The 17,819-nt window shown below is 73.9% G+C and carries 18 protein-coding genes; 5 read left to right on the top strand and 13 right to left on the bottom strand.

From position 1 onward, the window contains the following. Window positions 1-125: 125 nt before the first annotated feature. Entirely contained in the window at window positions 126-1,070 is a 945-nt protein-coding gene (locus AC230_RS23180; protein WP_049718280.1) for a LysR family transcriptional regulator, read from the bottom strand. 70 nt (window positions 1,071-1,140) lie between these two features. On the opposite strand from AC230_RS23180, the gene AC230_RS23175 reads away from it, so the two are divergent. Continuing rightward, the gene (locus tag AC230_RS23175; RefSeq protein WP_049718279.1) at window positions 1,141-2,289 is read left to right on the top strand and encodes a TDT family transporter; all 1,149 of its coding nucleotides are present in this window, start codon (window positions 1,141-1,143) and stop codon (window positions 2,287-2,289) included. Here AC230_RS23175 and AC230_RS23170 read toward each other — a convergent pair. Genes AC230_RS23170 through AC230_RS23160 form a run of 3 tightly spaced genes read right to left on the bottom strand, consistent with a single transcriptional unit; the run spans window position 2,216 to window position 5,813 of the window. Continuing rightward, window positions 2,216-2,956 carry a helical backbone metal receptor gene (locus tag AC230_RS23170; RefSeq protein ID WP_049718278.1) on the bottom strand — a complete coding sequence of 247 codons (741 nt, stop codon included), beginning with the start codon at window positions 2,954-2,956 and terminating at the stop codon, window positions 2,216-2,218. The two genes, AC230_RS23175 and AC230_RS23170, sit on opposite strands and share 74 nt — an antisense overlap. Window positions 2,957-2,989: 33 nt before the next feature. Beyond that, window positions 2,990-4,792 (bottom strand): ABC transporter permease/substrate binding protein, encoded by a 1,803-nt coding sequence (locus tag AC230_RS23165; protein ID WP_049718277.1) that lies wholly within the window; start codon window positions 4,790-4,792, stop codon window positions 2,990-2,992. Next, window positions 4,785-5,813 (bottom strand): quaternary amine ABC transporter ATP-binding protein, encoded by a 1,029-nt coding sequence (locus tag AC230_RS23160; protein ID WP_049718276.1) that lies wholly within the window; start codon window positions 5,811-5,813, stop codon window positions 4,785-4,787. Before AC230_RS23160 ends, AC230_RS23165 begins: the two co-directional genes overlap by 8 nt. Before the next feature lie 238 nt (window positions 5,814-6,051). On the opposite strand from AC230_RS23160, the gene AC230_RS23155 reads away from it, so the two are divergent. From AC230_RS23155 to AC230_RS23140, 4 genes are all read left to right on the top strand, one after another. Continuing rightward, a complete protein-coding gene (locus AC230_RS23155) occupies window positions 6,052-6,957 on the top strand; it encodes a 5'-3' exonuclease (RefSeq protein ID WP_198535618.1) in 906 nt (301 codons plus the stop codon). A 65-nt stretch (window positions 6,958-7,022) separates the two neighbouring features. Beyond that, window positions 7,023-7,889, top strand: coding sequence for a siderophore-interacting protein (locus AC230_RS23150; RefSeq protein ID WP_049718275.1), 867 nt, complete (start codon window positions 7,023-7,025; stop codon window positions 7,887-7,889). A gap of 14 nt (window positions 7,890-7,903) precedes the next feature. Further along, window positions 7,904-8,878, top strand: a complete 975-nt coding sequence (locus AC230_RS23145; RefSeq protein WP_049718274.1) for a hypothetical protein — start codon at window positions 7,904-7,906, stop codon at window positions 8,876-8,878. Window positions 8,879-8,991: 113 nt separating this feature from the next. Continuing rightward, complete coding sequence (locus AC230_RS23140) at window positions 8,992-9,414, top strand: Hsp20/alpha crystallin family protein (protein WP_049718273.1); 423 nt, start codon at window positions 8,992-8,994, stop codon at window positions 9,412-9,414. 66 nt (window positions 9,415-9,480) lie between these two features. Here the strand turns inward: AC230_RS23140 and AC230_RS23135 are convergent, their stop codons facing one another. The 9 genes from AC230_RS23135 to AC230_RS23095 form a co-directional block, all read right to left on the bottom strand. After that, window positions 9,481-12,303, bottom strand: a complete 2,823-nt coding sequence (locus tag AC230_RS23135) for a DEAD/DEAH box helicase (RefSeq protein WP_049718272.1) — start codon at window positions 12,301-12,303, stop codon at window positions 9,481-9,483. Window positions 12,304-12,347: 44 nt separating this feature from the next. Further along, window positions 12,348-13,244, bottom strand: coding sequence for a diacylglycerol kinase (locus AC230_RS23130; protein WP_049718271.1), 897 nt, complete (start codon window positions 13,242-13,244; stop codon window positions 12,348-12,350). Between the two features lie 39 nt (window positions 13,245-13,283). Beyond that, window positions 13,284-14,234 carry a twin-arginine translocase subunit TatC gene (gene tatC, locus AC230_RS23125; protein ID WP_049718270.1) on the bottom strand — a complete coding sequence of 317 codons (951 nt, stop codon included), beginning with the start codon at window positions 14,232-14,234 and terminating at the stop codon, window positions 13,284-13,286. 50 nt (window positions 14,235-14,284) lie between these two features. After that, entirely contained in the window at window positions 14,285-14,572 is a 288-nt protein-coding gene (gene tatA / locus AC230_RS23120; protein ID WP_049718836.1) for a Sec-independent protein translocase subunit TatA, read from the bottom strand. Window positions 14,573-14,764: 192 nt separating this feature from the next. After that, entirely contained in the window at window positions 14,765-14,992 is a 228-nt protein-coding gene (locus AC230_RS23115) for a hypothetical protein (protein ID WP_049718269.1), read from the bottom strand. Window positions 14,993-15,027: 35 nt separating this feature from the next. Continuing rightward, window positions 15,028-15,252, bottom strand: coding sequence for a hypothetical protein (locus AC230_RS23110; RefSeq protein WP_049718268.1), 225 nt, complete (start codon window positions 15,250-15,252; stop codon window positions 15,028-15,030). A 29-nt stretch (window positions 15,253-15,281) separates the two neighbouring features. Continuing rightward, window positions 15,282-16,244 (bottom strand): helix-turn-helix transcriptional regulator, encoded by a 963-nt coding sequence (locus AC230_RS23105; RefSeq protein WP_049718267.1) that lies wholly within the window; start codon window positions 16,242-16,244, stop codon window positions 15,282-15,284. A gap of 26 nt (window positions 16,245-16,270) precedes the next feature. Next, window positions 16,271-17,305, bottom strand: a complete 1,035-nt coding sequence (locus AC230_RS23100; RefSeq protein ID WP_049718266.1) for a helix-turn-helix transcriptional regulator — start codon at window positions 17,303-17,305, stop codon at window positions 16,271-16,273. Between the two features lie 122 nt (window positions 17,306-17,427). Continuing rightward, entirely contained in the window at window positions 17,428-17,802 is a 375-nt protein-coding gene (locus tag AC230_RS23095; RefSeq protein WP_049718265.1) for an FKBP-type peptidyl-prolyl cis-trans isomerase, read from the bottom strand. Between the last annotated feature and the right edge of the window lie 17 nt (window positions 17,803-17,819).

Below are 17,819 nucleotides of genomic sequence, written 5' to 3'. Positions count from 1 at the left end.
AGGCTCGGTCCCCGTCAAGGCCCAGCCGGGCGCAGCCCCGGCAAGGCTCACGGCCGGCCCCAGGTCGTCGCAAGCAGCAGCCCCGCCCCCGCGCGAGGCCGGGCCGGGGCGCCCCAGGAGCCACGTCAAGGCTGAGCGGGGTCGGCGGAGGCGCCCGGTGGGGTCGAGGTGGGGCGGGTCAGGGTGAGGAGGTCGCGGGCCGGGCCCGCGGGGCGGTGGCCGCGGGGCCAGACGGCGCGCAGGTCGCGCCGGAGCGGAACCCCGCGCAGCGGGATCTCGACCAGGCGCCGCCCGGCCAGCTCCTCCCCCACCGCCAGTTCGCTGAGCACGGAAGGGCCGGCTCCGCTGACGACCGCCGCCTTGACGGCCGTCGTGGAGGCGAGCTCCAGGAGGGGGCGGGCCGGGGAGGGGAGCGCCGCGTCGAGCACGGCGCGGGTGCCCGACCCCCGCTCGCGCAGCACCAGCGGCGTGGCCGCCAGTTCGTCCGCCCCCACGGGCTCCCGCCGGCGGGCCCACGGGTGGGCCGGCGCGGCGACGACCACCAGCCGGTCCCGCCCGATGACGGCCCCGTCGAGCCCGGCCGGCACCTCCGGCCCCTCGACGAACCCGAGATCCGCCGCCCCGGCCAGCACCCGCTCCGCGACCGCCGCCGTGTTGCCGGCGAAGAGCGACACGGCCGTGTCGGGACGCCCGCTGCGCAGCGCTATCAGCCAGCCGGGCAGCAGGTACTCCGCGATGGTCATGCTCGCGGCCACCCGCAGCCGCGAGTCCCGGCGCCCGCGCAGCGCCTGCACGCCCGCGTCGAAGGCCTCCGCCGCCTCGACGACGCGCCGGGCCCAGTCCGTGACGAGGACCCCGGCGGGGGTGAGCCGGGAGCCGCGCGGGGAGCGCTCGACGAGGGCGACGCCGAGGAGGCGTTCCATGGCGCGGAGCCGGCCGCTCGCCGCGGGCTGGGTGATGCCCAGTTCGCGGGCGGCCCGGCCGAGGCTGCCGAGCCGGGCCACGGCCAGCAGCAGCTCCAGCGAGCCGAGGTCGGGCACCCGGCCGGCGACGGGAGGGGACTCGCTCATCAGTCCAGCTTATGGCCTCATAGCAGAATCGTCCCTGGTGAGAGGCGTCCCGCCGGACGAGAGTGGTCACATGAGCACCCTCACCCCGCCCCGCGCGCGCCCGGCGACGAGCACCCCTCGCCCCGGCGTGCGCCACCTGGGCCCCAACTGGTACGCCACCGTCATGGGCACGGCCATCGTCGCGAGCGCGGGCGCCGCGCTGCCGTCGCCGCCGCCCGCCGTGGCGCTGCGGGCGGTGTGGGCGCTGTCGGCGGTGGCCCTCGCGGCCCTGCTCGCCGCGCGGGCGGCGCACTGGGCACGCCACCGCGACCAGGCGCGGCGCCACCTCGCCGACCCGGCCGTGGCCCCGTTCTACGGCTGTCCGGCGATGGCCCTGCTCGCGGTGGGCGGCACGACGCTCTCGGTCGGGGCGGGCGTGATCGGCGAGGGCGCGGCCGTCGCCGTGGACGCCGTGCTGTGGACGGCGGGCACGGTCACCGGCCTGGTCGCCGCCGCCGGCATCCCGTACCTGATGGTGACCCGGCACCGCGTCGAGCCGGGCACGGCCTCCCCCGTGTGGCTGCTGCCCGTCGTCGCGCCGATGGTGTCGGCCGCGCTGGGCCCGGCGCTGGCCGGTCACCTGCCGGCCGGCCAGGCCAGGGAGGCCCTGCTCCTGGGCTGCTACGCGATGTTCGGCCTGAGCCTGCTGATGACGATGGTGCTGCTGCCGCTGGTGTTCTCCCGGCTGGTCCACCACGGCCCGCTGCCGCTCGCCCTGACCCCCACCCTGTTCCTCGTCCTCGGCCCGCTCGGCCAGTCGACGACGGCCGTCAACAACCTGGCGGACGCCGTCGGGGACGCGCTCCCGGCCCCGTACCCGGCGGGCATGGCCGCGTTCGCGGTCCTCTACGGCGTGCCGGTGACCGGATTCGCCCTGCTGTGGCTGGCGTTCGCCACGGCGATGGTGGTCCGCGCCGCCCGCCGCGGCATGGGCTTCGCGATGACGTGGTGGGCGTTCACGTTCCCCATAGGCACGTGCGTGACGGGCACCGCCGCGCTCGCCCGCCACACCGGACTGCACGCCTTCACCTGGCTCGCGGTGGCCCTGTACGTGCTGCTGGCCGCCGCCTGGGCGGCCGCCGGAGTGCGCACGCTGGCCGGGCTGTTCAGCGGACGGCTGCTCGCAGCGCCTCGCCCAGCACCCGCGGCGCCGCCGTCAACGACGGCCCGTACCACGTGAGATGACGCCCGTCGACCAGCGCGGCGGGCAGGGCGGGGAACGCCTCGGGCCCGTCGTCGCGCCCGAAGCGGTACGGCTCGTCGGGCAGGACGACCAGGTCGGCGCCGCAGGCGGTCAACTCGCCGAGGGGCACGCGGGGATAACGCTCCGCGTGCCCCTCGTACACGTTCAGGACGCCCAGCCGGGCCAGCAGGTCGCCCGCGAAGGTGTCGCGGCCGAGGACCATCCAGGGCCTGCGCCACACCGGCACCACGGCCCGCACGGCCGGCCGTACGGCGGGCACGTCCCGCCAGGCCTCCCGCGCGTCCGCCAGCCAGCCCGGCGGCGCCAGCCCGCACCCGTCCGCCAGCACCCGCGCCAGCTCGGCGAACCCCTGCTCCAGGGAGCGGACTTCGGTCACCAGGACCTCGATCCCCGCCGCGCGCAGGGCGGCCAGGTCCGGGGCGCGGTTCTCCTCCTCGTTGGCGAGGACGAGGTCGGGGGCGAGGGCGGCGATCCGCGCGACGTCGGGGTTCTTGGTGCCGCCGACCCGGACGACGTCCAGCCCGGGCGGGTGCGCGCACCAGCGCGTGGCGCCGACGAGCAGGCCGGGCGCGGTGGCGGCCACCGCCTCCGTCAGCGAGGGCACCAGGGAGACGACGCGGCGTACGGTACGACGGCTGCTCACCGTCCCACCGTACGCCGCGTCATGAGCCGTGCCTCAGGAGGTCACCGGCGCCATCTTGTCCAGCAGCCCCGGCCGCGCGTTCAGCCAGCGGCCCGCGGACTCCTTCTCGTGGCCCTTGCCGCCCTTCTGGATCTCGGCCTCCAGCGAGGCGAGGTCCTTCTCGGACATCTTGAAGCCCTTCACCCACTCCGCGACGCGCGGGAACTCCTTGGCGAAGTCCTTCTTGCCGATGGAGTGCAGCTCCTCGCCCTTGCCCCAGGCGCCCTTGGGGTCCTTGAGCTTCTTGAGGTCGTAGGTGCCGTAGGCCCAGTGCGGCGACCACAGGGTCGTGACGATGGGCTCCTTCTTCTTCAGCGCCCGGTCCAGCTCGGCGAGCATCGTGGACGTGGAGGACGAGACGACCTTGTACTCGCCGTCGAGCCCGTAGTCCTTGAGGACGTTGCCGTTGAGCTTGCCCATCATGCCGGCGCTCGCCTCGATGCCGACGATCTTGCCGCCGAACTCCCCGGACCTGCCCTTGAGGTCCTCCAGCGAGTTGACGTCCTTCATGTACGACGGGACGGTCAGCTCCAGCGAGGTCGGGCCGTACCAGGTGCCCAGGTCGCTCAGCTTGTCGCCGTAGCGGTCCCAGTACTGCTTGTGGGTCGTGGGCAGCCAGGAGTCGAACTGGACGTCCATCTGCCCCTGCGCCAGCGCGGTGTAGAGCGGGCCCGGGTCGAGCTGCTTGACCTGGGGCTTGTAGCCGCGCGCCTCCAGGACGTTCTGCCACAGGTAGGTCGAGGCGACGGCCTCGTCCCACGGGAAGTAGCCGATCCTGACGGTCTTGCCCCGCCCGATGTCCTTCCCGGCCGCGACGCTCTCGCGGTCGCCGCCGCGCACCAGGTGCATGCCGCCCGCGACGAGCGCGAGGACGACGACGCCGACCGTGGCGACGGCGGTGCCGGGCCGGTAGCGCAGGAAGGCCGGGGTGCGGTCGGCGGACGCCGCCTTGGCGGCGCCGCGGCGGCCCAGCGGCGAGACGCGGGTGCCCAGCGCGCCGGTCATCCGGTCCAGGTACATGGCGAGGACGACGACGGCGAGGCCGCTCTCCACGCCGGCGCCGATGTCGACCTGGGTGACGGCCGAGTACACGGCCTCGCCCAGGCCGCCCGCGCCGGCCATGCTCGCGATGACGACCATCGAGAGGGCGAGCATGATGACCTGGTTGACGCCCGCCATGATGGTGGGCAGCGCCAGCGGGAGCTGGACGCGCAGCAGGGTGTCGCGCGGCGTGGTGCCGAACGCCCGCGCGGCCTCGACGAGTTCGCCGTCCACCTGCCGGATGCCCAGCTCGGTCATCCGCACGCCGGGCGGCATCGAGAAGACGATGGTGGCGATCAGGCCCGGCATGGGGCCGATCGAGAAGAACATCACGCCCGGGATCAGGTAGACGAAGGCGGGCATCGTCTGCATGACGTCCAGGACGGGGCGCAGCGCCTTGCTGACCCGGCGGTCGCGCGCGGCCCAGATGCCCAGCGGCACGGCGAGGACGAGCGTGATCACGCTGGCGACGAGGATCAGGGAGAGCGTGGAGGTCGCCTGGTCCCACAGCCGGAAGGAGTCGATCAGGGCGAGGCCGGCGAAGGCGAGGACGGCGGCGGCCAGGCCGCGCAGCCACCAGGCGACGACGGCGAGGATGCCCGCCATGAGGAGGGCGTCGGGGGCGGAGAGGACGGCGTGGACGCCGTCGTACATCCCGGTGAGGACGGTGCTGATGGCGTCGAAGAGCCAGGAGAGGTGGGACTGGAGCCAGTCCACGGCGCTCTTGGCCCAGGAGCCGAGGTTGATCCTAGGCACCGGCGGTCACCTCCGCCGGCTGCTCGCCGAGCGCGGCCAGCAGCCGTTCCCGGGTGACCACCCCCGCGATGCCGCCGTCGTCGCCCCTGACGGCGACGGGGGTGCCCTGCGCGAGCGGGCCGAAGAGGTCGGCGAGCGGGGTGTCCGCGCCCACCGTGGTGGTGGCCGCGTCCACCGCGCCCTCGGTCATGACGGAACCGGCGGTGAGCACCCGCGAGCGGTCCACGTCCTGGATGAAGGAGGCGACGTAGTCGTTGGCGGGCCGGACGAGGATGTCCTCGGCGGTGCCGTTCTGGACGATGCGGCCGTCGCGCATGACGGCGATGCGGTCGCCCAGGCGCATGGCCTCGTTGAGGTCGTGGGTGATGAACACGATGGTCTTCTTGAGCCGCTTCTGGAGGTCCAGGAGCTGGTCCTGCATGTCGCGGCGGATCAGGGGGTCGAGGGCGCTGAAGGACTCGTCCATCAGCAGCAGGTCGGCGTCGGTGGCCAGCGCGCGGGCGAGGCCCACGCGCTGCTGCATGCCGCCGGAGAGCTCGTCGGGCCAGGAGCGCTCCCAGCCGGCGAGGCCGGCCAGCTCCAGGGCCTCGGCCGCGCGGCGCTCGCGCTCGACGCGCGGCACGCCGCGCACCTCCAGGCCGTAGGCGGCGTTCTCGAGCACGCTGCGGTGGGGGAAGAGCGCGAAGTGCTGGAAGACCATGCTGATGTTCCGGGAGCGCACGTCGCGCAGCTCGCGCGGGGTGAGCGCGGTCAGGTCGCGGCCGTCGTAGCAGACGCTGCCCGAGGTGGGGTCGAGCAGGCCGTTGAGCATGCGCAGCAGCGTGGACTTGCCGGAGCCGGAGAGACCCATCACCACGAAGATCTCGCCGGCCTGCACCTCGAACGAGGCGTCGATGACGGCGGCCGTGGTGCCGTCGGCGCGCAGCTCGTCGCGGCTCGCGCCGCCTTCGAGCCGCTTGACCGCGGCTTCGGGTCGTCTGCCGAACACCTTGTACAGATGCTCGGCCTTCAGCCTGGACACATACACCTCACGGGTCGAACCTGGTGACGCCCGCCTCCCCCCCGGCGGGCGGCCGTGGAGCGGTACGGGCATCCGGCCCGCGTCCCCGGACACCGTGCACACCACGGGCGGGTTCGCTCCGGGGCCGCGCCTGCCCGGGATGCTTCGGGGCAAACGGAACAGTGGCCCACTTCACACCCGTGGCCGGGACGTGTCGGTGGCGTGGGGCATGATCGGTGCCGTGACGCCACGACGCCTGATGCTCCTCGACACCGCCTCCCTCTACTTCCGCGCCTACTTCGGCGTGCCGGAGTCGGTCCGCGCCCCCGACGGCACGCCCGTGAACGCGGTGCGCGGCCTGCTCGACTTCATCGCCCGCCTGGTGCAGGACCACCGCCCGGACGCCCTGGTGGCCTGCATGGACGCCGACTGGCGCCCGCAGTGGCGGGTGGACCTGATCCCGTCGTACAAGGCGCACCGGGTGGCCGAGGAGGTGCCGGAGGGCCCGGACGAGGAGGAGGTTCCGGACACGCTGTCGCCGCAGGTGCCGGTGATCGAGCAGGTGCTGGACGCGGTCGGGATCGCCCGCGTGGGCGCGGCGGGGTACGAGGCGGACGACGTGATCGGCACGCTGGCCGCCCGGGCGGCGGGCCCGGTGGACATCGTCACCGGCGACCGCGACCTCTACCAGCTCGTGGACGACGCGCGCGGGATCCGGGTGCTCTATCCGGTCAAGGGCGTCGGCACGCTGCAGCTCGTGGACGGGGCGGTGCTGCGGGAGAAGTACGGCGTGGACGGGCCGGGCTACGCGGACCTGGCGCTGCTGCGCGGCGACCCGAGCGACGGGCTGCCGGGCGTGCCGGGCATCGGCGAGAAGACGGCGGCGAAGCTGCTGGACGCGTTCGGCGACCTGGCGGGGATCCTGGCCGCCGTGGACGACCCGGCGGCGAAGCTGACCCCGGCGCAGCGCCGGCGGCTGGCCGAGGCCGGGCCGTATCTGGCGGTGGCGCCGAAGGTGGTGCGGGTGGCGGACGACGTCCCGCTGCCGCCGTTCGACGCGGCGCTGCCGCGGGTGCCGCGCGACGCGCGGGCGCTGGAGGTGCTCGCGGAGCGGTGGGGGTTGGGTGGATCTTTGCAGCGGCTGCTGACCGCCCTTCCTGGGTAGGGTGTTAGGTTAGGCAGACCTAAGTCCTAGATGCGGTGGGCCCGCGGGGCCCCAGGGGAGACTCCATGACCGACCGTCCGGTCCCGAAGAAGCGCCCGCTGCACCGGGCGCACGTGGTGCGCACCGAGTGGCTGAGCCCGCGCATGGTGCGGGTGGTGCTCGGTGGCGAGGGGCTGGACGCCTTCGGGGCGGGCGCGTACACGGACCACTACGTCAAGCTGCTCTTCCCGCTGGAGGGGGTCGCCTACCCGGAGCCGTTCGACATCGACGCCGTCCGCGCGGGGATGCCGCGCGACCAGTGGCCGCGCACCCGCACCTACACGGTGCGCTCCTTCGACCGGACGGCCCGCGAGCTGGCGATCGACTTCGTCGTGCACGGCGACGAGGGGCTGGCCGGGCCGTGGGCGGCCCGCGCCGAGCCGGGCGCCGAGCTGCTCTTCCAGGGCCCGGGCGGCGCCTACGCCCCCGACCCGGCCGCCGACCGGCATCTGCTCGTGGGCGACGAGAGCGCGCTGCCGGCGATCGCCGCGGCCCTGGAGCGGCTCTCGGCCGAGGCGCCGGACGCGGTCGTCCACGCCTTCGTCGAGGTCGCGGACGCGGGCGAGGAGCAGAAGCTCGATCTCGCGCCCGGCATCGAGGTGGTCTGGCTGCACCGGGGCACCGCGCCGGTCGGCGAGAAGCTGGTGGCGGCGGTGCGCGCGCTCGGCCTGCCGGCCGGCTGCGACGTGCACGCCTTCGTCCACGGCGAGGCCGGGTTCGTCAAGGAGCTCCGCCGCCATCTGCGCCTGGACCGCGGGATCCCGCGCGAGCGGCTGTCGGTCTCCGGCTACTGGCGCCGGGGCCACGACGAGGACGGCTGGCAGGCGTCGAAGCGGGAGTGGAACCGGCGCATCGAGGCCGAGCAGGAGGGGGCGGCCGCCGAGGCGGGCTGACATAGGGTCGGCCCATGCCTTCACCCGCACGGATATCCCTCGCCGGTCTGACCGCGGCGGCGCTGCTGCTCGGTTCCGCCGCCACGGCCGCGGCCGACTTCGACGACACCGTCGTCAACCAGCCCGACCCCGCGCGGCCCGGCGGGACCGTCGACCTCACCGTCTCCCTCCGCGACGAGGTCGCGGACCACACCTCCCGCGTCCTGGTCGAGTCGCCCGCCCTGAGCCGCGGGGTCGAGATCACCAAGCGGCACTTCGGCCACAACAAGGCGGACGAAGCGGTCATCCACACCCAGGCGCGGGTGCGCTGCGGGGCCCGGCCCGGGGCGTATCCGCTGACGGTCCGCCTCGACGGCGCGAAGAAGCCGGCCGCCGAGACCCGGCTGACGGTGACCGGCACCGCGGCGGCCGCGTGCGACGACGCTGCGCCGCCCGCCGAGGTCCCCGGCCTGGAGCTCTCCCCCGACCCCGGCCGCGCGCCGCAGCGCGGCAGCGAGGCCGTCTTCACCATCACGGCCGACCGCACCACGCTCGACGCCCACGACGCCCTCACCTTGCGCTCCCCCGCCTTCGTGACGCCCGTCAAGCGCGCCACCGACCGCTTCAAGGAGGGCAAGGGCAAAGGCCGGTGGACCCGGCTCGCCGGCATGGTGCGCTGCGACATCCAGCCCGGCACCTACGCGGTGGACCTGACGGCGGACGACGACACCGACTCGCCCCTCGCCTCGGTCCGGCTCACCGTCCCCAAGGCCATGGACCCGGCCCAGCGCGACTTCTGCGCGGGCCCCCGCTCCTACAAGGAGGTCGTCGACCGCACCAGCGAGACGGCCCCCGACGAGGACTCCGGCGCCGGCCACGACGGCGGCTCCGGCTTCGGCACCGCCGCGGTGATCGGCGTCTCCTCCGCGGCCGCCCTGGTGGCGGCCTCCGTGACCTACTTCCTGGTGGCCCGCCGCCGCAGGCGCGAGCGCGAGGCGGACACCTGGTAACCCTCTCCGGAGAAATCTTGAGCCCCCTCTTGTCAACTTTCCTCAGCCGAGCTATACACGAGGAAGGAGAGGGCATCCGCCAGAGAAGGACGCACGGAAGGAGATGACCCGTGATGCTCATGCGCACCGACCCGTTCCGCGACTTCGACCGGCTGGCCCAGCAGCTGTTCGGCACGACGGCACGGCCCGCGGCCATGCCGATGGACGCCTACCGCTCCGGTGACGAGTTCGTGGTCCACTTCGACCTGCCGGGCGTCGACCCCGAGTCCATCGACCTCGACGTCGAGCGGAACGTGCTCGGCGTGCACGCCGAGCGGCGCTCGCCGGTGCCCGAAGGGGCGGAGCCGATCGCGTCGGAGCGGCCCTCCGGCACGTTCAGCAGGCAGCTGTTCCTCGGCGAGAGCCTGGACACGCAGCGGATCGAGGCGTCGTACGACGCGGGTGTGCTGACGGTCCGCATCCCGGTGGCCGAGGAGTCCAAGCCGCGGAAGATCGAGATCAGCGGCGGCTCGAAGCCGAAGCAGATCTCCGGCTGACGAAAGCCCCCGCGGTGGGCGGAGCGGGCGGTGGCTGCCACCGCCCGCTCCGTCGGGCCGACGGCCTCAGCCCACCGACGAGTACGCCACGACTCCGCGCAGCAGCCCGTCGACCGCCTTGCGGGCGTTGCGCGCCACGGGGCTGCCGTGGGGGGCGGCCGCGGCGATCTGCCCGAGGACGTCGATGAGCTGCTTGCACCAGCGGACGAAGTCGCCGGCGGGCATCTCGATCTCGCGCAGCACCTCGTCCAGGCCGCGGCCGGACGCCCACTGGTGGGCCGCCCAGGCGAAGCCGAGGTCGGGCTCGCGCTGGCCCACGCCCTCGGCGGCCTTGATGCGGTGCTCCTCCTCCAGGGCGTCGAGACGGCCCCAGATGCGGACCATCTCGCCGAGCGCCGCCTTCGCCGCGCCGGAGGGCAGCTTGGGGGCCACGGCCTCGTCGGCCGCCCGGGCCTCGTAGACCAGGGCCGAGGCGCAGGCCGCCAGGTCGGCCGGGCCCAGACCCTCCCATACGCCCTCGCGCAGGCACTCCGAGGCGAGCAGGTCCAGCTCGCCGTAGAGCCGGGCCAGCCGCCGGCCGTGCTCGGTGACCTCCTCGCCGCGCAGGTAGTCCAGGTCGGTCAGCAGCGCGCAGATGCGGTCGAAGGTGCGGGCGATGGTGTTCGTCCGGCCCTCGATGCGGCGCTCCAGCTGGCGGGTGTCGCGCAGCAGCCGGTGGTAGCGCTCGGCCCAGCGCGCGTGGTCCTCGCGCTCGTCGCAGCCGTGGCAGGGGTGCGCGCGGATCGCCGCGCGCAGCCGGGAGATCCCGGTGTCGTCCGCGGCGGCCGAGCGGGCCTTGCGGTGCCGCTCCGGCACGATGTGCCCCGCCTTGGTGCGCAGCGCGGACGCCAGGTCGCGCCGCGACTGCGGGCTGCGCGGGTTGAAGGTGCGCGGGATGCGCATCCGCTCCAGCGGCTCCACGGGCACCGGGAAGTCGATCGCCGCCAGCCGCTTGACCTGCCGCTCGGCGGTGAGCACGAGCGGGCGCGGCCCGTCGTACGCGTCGAAGCCGCGGTGCCGGTCGGCGCGCCCGGGCAGCCCCGGGTCCAGCACCAGCGCGAGCCCGGCGAACTTGCCCGTCGGCACGTGGATGACATCGCCGGGCTTGAGCTTCTCCAGCGAGGCGGCCGCGGCGGCCCGGCGCTGCGCGGCGCCCTGCTTGGCCAGCTCCGTCTCGCGCTCCTTGAGCTCGCGCCGCAGCGCCGCGTACTCCTCGAAGTCGCCGAGGTGACAGGTGATCGCCTCGCGGTAGCCGGCCAGGCCCTCCTCGTTGCGCTGCACCTGCCGCGAGATGCCGACGACCGAGCGGTCCGCCTGGAACTGGGCGAACGAGGTCTCCAGCAGCTCCCGCGAGCGGTGCCGGCCGAACTGCGCGACGAGGTTGACCGCCATGTTGTACGACGGCTTGAAGCTGGATCTCAGCGGATACGTCCGCGTGCCGGCCAGGCCGGCGAGCGCGCCCGGGTCCATGGCGCGCTGCCACAGGACGACCGCGTGCCCCTCGACGTCGATGCCGCGCCGGCCGGCCCGGCCGGTCAGCTGGGTGTACTCGCCGGGGGTGATGTCGGCGTGCTGCTCGCCGTTCCACTTGACGAGCTTCTCCAACACCACCGAGCGGGCGGGCATGTTGATGCCCAGGGCCAGGGTCTCGGTGGCGAACACCGCCTTGACCAGGCCCTTGACGAAGAGCTCCTCGACGACCTCCTTGAAGGTCGGCAGCATGCCGGCGTGGTGCGCGGCGATGCCCCGCTCCAGCCCCTCCAGCCACTCGAAGTAGCCCAGGACGTGCAGGTCTTCGTCGGGGATGGCGGCCGTGCGCTCCTCGACGATCTCGCGGACCCGGCGGCGCGCCTCGTCGTCGTTGAGCCGCAGCCCGGCGTACAGGCACTGCTGGACGGCCGATTCGCAGCCGGCGCGGCTGAAGATGAAGGTGATGGCGGGCAACAGGCCCTCGGCGTCGAGCCGTTCGATCACCTCGACCCGGCTGGGCGTCCAGATACGGCTGCGCTCGCGGCGTTCGCGCTCGCGGTCGGCCTCGCGCAGCATCTTGCCGCGGCGGCGGTCGCGGCCGAACGGGCGGCTGTTCTCCATCCGGGCCAGGCGCACCAGGTCGGGGTTGACCTCGCGGCGGCCCGAACCGGGCGTGCCGGTACGGCCGTTCTTCTCCTCGAAGAGGTCGTACATCCGGCGGCCGGCCAGCACGTGCTGCCACAGCGGGACGGGCCGGTGCTCGGAGACGATCACCTCCGTGTCGCCGCGGACGGTGTCCAGCCAGTCGCCGAACTCCTCGGCGTTGGAGACGGTGGCGGACAGGGACACCAGGGTCACCGAATCGGGGAGGTGGATGATCACCTCTTCCCAGACGGCGCCGCGGAAGCGGTCGGAGAGGTAGTGGACCTCGTCCATCACCACATAGCCCAGGCCGGCCAGCGCCTGGGAACCCGCGTAGAGCATGTTGCGCAGGACCTCGGTGGTCATCACGAGCACCGGGGCGTCGGCGTTGATGCTGTTGTCGCCGGTCAGCAGACCGACCCTGCCCTCGCCGTAACGCCTGACGAGGTCGTTGAACTTCTGGTTGGACAGCGCCTTGATCGGCGTGGTGTAGAAGCACTTGCGGCCCTGCGTGAGGGCCAGGTGGACGGCGAACTCGCCGACGATGGTCTTGCCGGAGCCGGTCGGCGCCGCGACCAGCACGCCCTTTCCGGCCTCCAGGGCCTTGCAGGCGTCGATCTGGAAGGGATCCAGCTCGAAGTCGTACATCTCGCGGAAGGGGGCCAGCGCGGTGGCCTGCTCCGCGGCGCGCCGCTTCGCCAGGGCGTAGCGCTCAGCAGGGGACATGTCCTCGGTCATCTTGTCTACGAGCCTACCGGTGCCCCCGGACAGCCACCTGATCTTTAGCGAGCCCCCAGCAGCCGCACGGCCCCCGGCACGGTCTCGGCGGTGACCGGCAGCGGCCCGAGCGGCTCCCCGTCCGCGTAGCCGGTCGCCCCGGGTGCCTCCAGCGTCACTCGCGCCGCACGGAGGACGGAGACGGCGGGGTGGGAGAGGTGCGTCCCCCGGTAGACGCGGGGGAAGACCCGCAGCAGGGTGCCGCGGCGGCACGGGCCGACGACGGTGACGTCGAAGAGCCCGTCGTCCGCGCGGGCGCCGGGGCAGATCCGCATCCCGCCGCCGTAGGAGCTGCCGTTGCCGACGGCGATCAGCGTGGCCTCCACCTCCCGCACGGGCCCGTCGTCGAGCCGCAGCCGGTAGGGGACGGTCCGCAGGGCGGCGAGCTCGGCGACGAGCGCGAGGTCGTAGCGCAGGCCGCCGACGGGCAGGCGCATGCGGTTGCCGCGGTCGTTGACGCGGGAGTCCAGGCCGGACGCGAGGACGGTGCCGAAGTACGTGCCGTCGCCGGTGCGGCCGAGGTCGAGGGGCCGGCCGCCGTCCTCCTTGAGGGAGCGGGCGATCAGCCGGGCGGCGGCGGCCGGGTCGCGCACGGGGAGGCCGTTGGCGCGGGCGTAGTCGTTGCCGGTGCCCACGGCCACGACGCCCAGCGGTACCTCCGTCCCCGCGACCGCCCGCAGGGCGAGCGAGACGAGACCGTCCCCGCCGACCGCGACCAGCGCGCCCGCGCCGCCGGCCACCGCCTCGCGGGCGCGGCGCAGGGCGTCGGCGGCGTCGGTGCCCAGTACGGTGCGGACGGCGTACCCGGCGTCGCGCAGGACCCGGGCCGCGGGCCCGACGGCCCGGACCCCGCGGCCGCGCCCGGCCGCGGGGTTGACGAAGAGCGTGATGTCGGCGGTCACGCGCGGACCCTACCCGGTCGTGCCGGGCAGGGCCGGTCGTCACGTGACGTCGTCGTACCCGGAGCGGTGGACGGGCGTCCCGTTGTGGCCCTCGCGGGCGGGCAGCGGCTCCACGTCGCCGACCGGTTCGGGGGTCAGGTCCAGCGGGGCGGCCTCGTCGTCGTCGAGCAGACGGTCGGGGTTGGCCCGGACCTTGCGCTTGTCGTTGAGGAGGGCGATGCCGACGGCGATGAAGTAGAGGGCGATGATCGGGCCGGCGAGCATGAACATCGAGAAGGGGTCGACCGTGGGCGTGGCCACGGCGGCGAAGACCGTGACGCCCATGATCATGCCGCGCCACCAGCCGAGCATCCGGCGGCCGGTGAGGATGCCGCCGAAGTTGAGCAGCATGAGCAGCAGCGGCAGTTCGAAGGAGAGGCCGAAGACCAGGACCAGGCGCACGATGAGGTCGATGAGCTCGTCGAGCGGCAGGAGGTTGTTGACGCCCTTCGGCGTGAAGTCGATGAGGACCTGCGAGGCCGCGGGGAGGATGGCGTAGGCGAACCAGGCACCCGCGGCGAAGAGCGGGACACCGGCCGCGACGAAGCTCAGCGCGTACTTCTTCTCGTTGCGGTGCAGACCGGGCGCGAGGAAGGCCCACAGCTGGTAGAGCCACACCGGGCTGGAGATCACGAGGCCGGACACCAGCGAGACCTTGACCATGAGGGAGAAGGGCTTCATCAGGCCCGACATCGTCAGCGTGGCACAGGTCGCCTGCGTCTCCTTGCCGCCCTTGAGTATCTGCGACAGGGAGACGTCACAGCCGATCGACTGCTCGATCGGGTGCTTGAAGACATCGATGATGTCCATGTAGTAGAAGCACGCCGCGACAGCGACGACCACGATCGCGGCGACCGACTTCGCCAGCCGGTTGCGCAGCTCACGGAGGTGCTCCGCGAGCGGCATCCGCCCCTCGGGGTCCTTCACCTTCTTGCGGGCAGACTTGGGCAACCCACGTCCCTATCTCGTGCGGTGCGGCTAACCGCGACTGATCCGGTGTTTCAGCGCTGCGTCGTACGGTCGGCCGGCTCCTGGACCGGCCGGGAGGTCACGTCGCCGGGAGCGGCCTTGATCGTACGCGGGGCCTCGGCCTGCGCACCGGCGGACGTGTCGGCCGGCGCGGACTGCGCCTGGCCGCCCTCCGACTTCATCGCCTTGGCCTCGCTCTTGAGGATGCGGGCGGACTTGCCGAGGGCACGCGCCATGTCGGGGAGCTTCTTGGCGCCGAACAGCAGCACGACAACGACGAGAATGAGGATGATCTCGGGGGCCCCGAGCCGTCCGAACAACATAAGCGTTTACCTTCTCACCGAAGCGGTATGGGGTGTGGAGCGCACGACCGGTGGGACTTGTCCACCGTTCGTACCGGCAGCGATCGTAACGCGCAGGGGTGAACGCCGGGCAATGCCCGCGCGTCGTTCCCGCTGTTCCGGCCTGCGACCCTCCGCTTCGTCGGCAGGGTCACCCGCCCCAGCGTACCGTCAGCCCTCCCGGTGCAGCAGGGGCCGGTCGGCGGCGACTCGGGCGGCCTCCGCCGCGAGCGGCACCGCGGCCCGTTCGAGGTCCTCGGTCGCCCGGGTGATCCGCCGCGAGCTCTCCTCCACCTGCCGCGCCAGCCGCCGCACTTCCGCCAGGACACGGGCGGCGAGGACGCCGAGGACGGCGATGCCGCAGAAGGCGAGGACGACGGCGAGCATGGGGTAGAGCATGGGGGCCAACCTACCGGGGCGGACGGAGCGGGACGTCAGGCGGTCGAGTGCAGCCGCAGGGTGCGCACCCCGCCGCCGGTCAGCAGCTCGACGATCCGCTCCCCCGCCGGCTTGCGGACGGCCGCGCCGCAGTCCGGGCAGGTGAACGAGTAGAACGTGGTGCGCCGGCTGCCGCCGATCGCCAGCCGCAGCGCCCCCGCCGCCAGTTCGAAGCAGCCCCGGCAGTCGGGGCAGGCGGCCTTGAACACCGCCGTGTCCATGGCGTCCCTCACGCGCCCGCTCCCCCTCCTCACTCGCCGTACGCCGCGAGGGCCTCGCGCGCCGCCTCCCGGGCGCTCGCGGCCAGCTCCGGCGGGGAGACGATCCGGCCGTCGCGGCCCAGCCGCAGCGCCAGCCGGCGCAGGGAGGCCGGGTCGGGGGTGCGCAGCGTGATGCGCAGGCCGCCGTCGGGCAGCTCCTCGGCGCTGTCGTGCGGGTAGTACTCGGCGACCCAGCGGCCGCCCGGCCCCACCTCGACGACGACCTCGGGGTCCTCGGCGGCGGGCTGCACCAGCCCGGCCGACAGGTCGCGCGGCTCGACCGGCGGCGGGTCGGCGGGCTCGTCGAGCAGCCGGATCTCGGCCACCCGGTCGAGGCGGAAGGTGCGGCGGGCCTCGGAGAGCCGGCACCAGGCCTCCATATAGGTGTGCCCGACGGCGAAGAGCCGGATGGGGTCCACCTCGCGTTCGGTGAGCTCGTCGCGGGCGGGCGAGTAGTAGCGCACCCACAGCCGGCGGCGCTCGGCGATGGCCCGGTCGACGTCGGCGAAGACCCCGCCCTCGGACTCGAAGGTCACCGAGAGCCGCGAGCTGGCGCCGGCCGCCTCCCCGGCGGCGGCCTCGATCTTGGCGGTGGCCCGGACGAGCGCGTTCCGGTCGCTCTCCCTGAGCCCCGGCAGGGTGGCCACCGCGCGGGCGGCGACGAGCAGCGCGGTGGCCTCGTCGGCGGCCAGCCGCAGCGGCTCGCCGGTGCTGGTGCCGGACGCGTCCGGGTTGTGCCACCAGATGCGGTCGCCGTCGGTGTCGATGTCCAGCAGGTCGCCGCCGCGGAAGCTGGTGCCGCACATCGGCAGGACGTCGAGGTCGCCGATCAGCTCGTCCTCGGTGATGCCGAAGGCGCGCGCGACGTCGGCGACGCGGGCGCCCGGGCGCTCGCGCAGATAGGTGACCAGGGACAGCATGCGGCGCGTCTGGTCGATGGCGTTTCCGGCCATGAGAAGTCCGTCTCCCCGTTCCCTTGTCAGCCCTTGGCCACGGCACGCAGCCGGTCGAGTACGCCGTCCCGCAGCTCGGCGGGTTCCAGGACGACCACGTCCGGGCCGAACTCGACGAGCCAGGCGTCGAGCCCGTGCCCGTACGGGATCTCCAGCTCGTCCCAGCCGTCGCCGAGGTCGTGCAGCGCGGTGGCGCGGGCGCGCAGCGGATAGCCGTGCCCGGCCCGGACCTTGATCCGGGCGGTGCCGGTGGCCGTCTCGCCCGCCCAGGTCTCGACGGTCTCGCGGACGGTGACGTGGTCGGGGACGGGCGCGGTGAACGGCAGGGCGCGGGAGCGGACCTTGCCGGTGATCCGGGAGAGCCGGAAGACGCGCTCGGCGCCGCGGTCGCGGTCCCAGCCCGCGAGGTACCAGTGGCCGCGCCAGCACTCCAGCGTCCACGGCTCGACGTGCCGCTGCTCGGGCCGGGCGGCGTTGGCCTTGCGGTAGTCGAAGACGACGGGACGGCGGTCGCGGGCGGCGAGCATCAGCGGCTCGAACGCGGCCTCGTGGACGGGGATGCGGGTCTCCAGGGCGCCGTGGCCCTCGTACGCGTCCTCCGCCTCGGGCATGCCGGCCGCGCGCAGTTTCTGCAGGGCGCCGCTGGCCGCGGCCGCGAGCCGGGCCTGCTGCCAGACCTTGGCCGCCAGGCCCAGGGCCGCGGCCTCCTCGGCGTCCAGGGTGATCGGGGGGAGGCGGTTGCTGTCGCGGCGGGCCAGGTAGCCGGTCTCGCCGTCGGCGCCCTCGACGGTCTCGATGATCAGGCCGAGCTCGCGGAGGTCCTCCTTGTCCCGCTCGAACATGCGGTTGAAGGCGTCCTCGCTGCCGCCGCCGGCGTCCCGGGCGTCGGCACCCGACGCCGCCGCGCCGTTCCCCCGGCCGAAGGCCGCCCCATCCCCCCGGCCGAAGGCCTCAACGTATGCCTCGATGGACGCCCGCAACTCCCGCTTGCTGAGCGGACGTCGCGTCCCCAGCAGGCACAGCGCCAGGTTCATCAGCCGCTCGGCCTTGGCAATCGCCATCGACGCCCTCTCGCCCTCTTCTCATGTTCTTTCAACCGATGACCGTACCGCTCACGCGTCACACGGCAAAAGCCGAGGGCCCGCGCACCAGGCGCGGGCCCTCGGGAAGGCGCTGCGGGACCTCAGACGCCCATCAGGTCGCAGACGAAGATCAGCGTCTCGCCCGGGGCGATGACACCGCCGCCGGCGCCGCGCTCGCCGTACGCGAGGTGGGCCGGGATGGTCAGCCGGCGGCGGCCGCCGACCTTCATGCCCTGGATGCCCTTGTCCCAGCCCTCGATGACCTGGCCGGCGCCCAGCTTGAACTCCAGCGGACGGCCGCGGTTCCAGCTCGCGTCGAACTCCTCACCGGTGGAGTAGGCGACGCCCACGTAGTGGACCTTGACGAAGTCGCCGGCCTTGGCCACCGCGCCGTCGCCCTCCCAGAGGTCGACGATCTCCAGGTCGGTCGGGGCCGGACCCTCGGGGAAGTCGATCTCGGGCTTCTCGATGTTCACGTAAGTGCTCCTACGAA

It is taken from the genome of Streptomyces caatingaensis (assembly GCF_001187435.1).
Classification (GTDB): Bacteria; Actinomycetota; Actinomycetes; order Streptomycetales; family Streptomycetaceae; genus Streptomyces; species Streptomyces caatingaensis.
Note: the sequence above shows the minus strand (reverse complement) of the source record. Positions and strands in the feature narration are given on the sequence as shown.

Bases quoted from the DNA above. Each gene is read 5' to 3' on its own strand.
- AC230_RS23180 (WP_049718280.1), bottom strand. From the start codon at position 1,070: ATGAGCGAGTCCCCTCCCGTCGCCGGCCGGGTGCCCGACCTCGGCTCG.
- AC230_RS23175 (WP_049718279.1), top strand. From the start codon at position 1,141: ATGAGCACCCTCACCCCGCCCCGCGCGCGCCCGGCGACGAGCACCCCT.
- AC230_RS23155 (WP_198535618.1), top strand. From the start codon at position 6,052: ATGCTCCTCGACACCGCCTCCCTCTACTTCCGCGCCTACTTCGGCGTG.
- AC230_RS23150 (WP_049718275.1), top strand. From the start codon at position 7,023: ATGACCGACCGTCCGGTCCCGAAGAAGCGCCCGCTGCACCGGGCGCAC.
- AC230_RS23145 (WP_049718274.1), top strand. From the start codon at position 7,904: ATGCCTTCACCCGCACGGATATCCCTCGCCGGTCTGACCGCGGCGGCG.
- AC230_RS23140 (WP_049718273.1), top strand. From the start codon at position 8,992: ATGCTCATGCGCACCGACCCGTTCCGCGACTTCGACCGGCTGGCCCAG.
- AC230_RS23135 (WP_049718272.1), bottom strand. From the start codon at position 12,303: ATGACCGAGGACATGTCCCCTGCTGAGCGCTACGCCCTGGCGAAGCGG.
- AC230_RS23115 (WP_049718269.1), bottom strand. From the start codon at position 14,992: ATGCTCTACCCCATGCTCGCCGTCGTCCTCGCCTTCTGCGGCATCGCC.
- AC230_RS23110 (WP_049718268.1), bottom strand. From the start codon at position 15,252: ATGGACACGGCGGTGTTCAAGGCCGCCTGCCCCGACTGCCGGGGCTGC.
- AC230_RS23105 (WP_049718267.1), bottom strand. From the start codon at position 16,244: ATGGCCGGAAACGCCATCGACCAGACGCGCCGCATGCTGTCCCTGGTC.
- AC230_RS23100 (WP_049718266.1), bottom strand. From the start codon at position 17,305: ATGGCGATTGCCAAGGCCGAGCGGCTGATGAACCTGGCGCTGTGCCTG.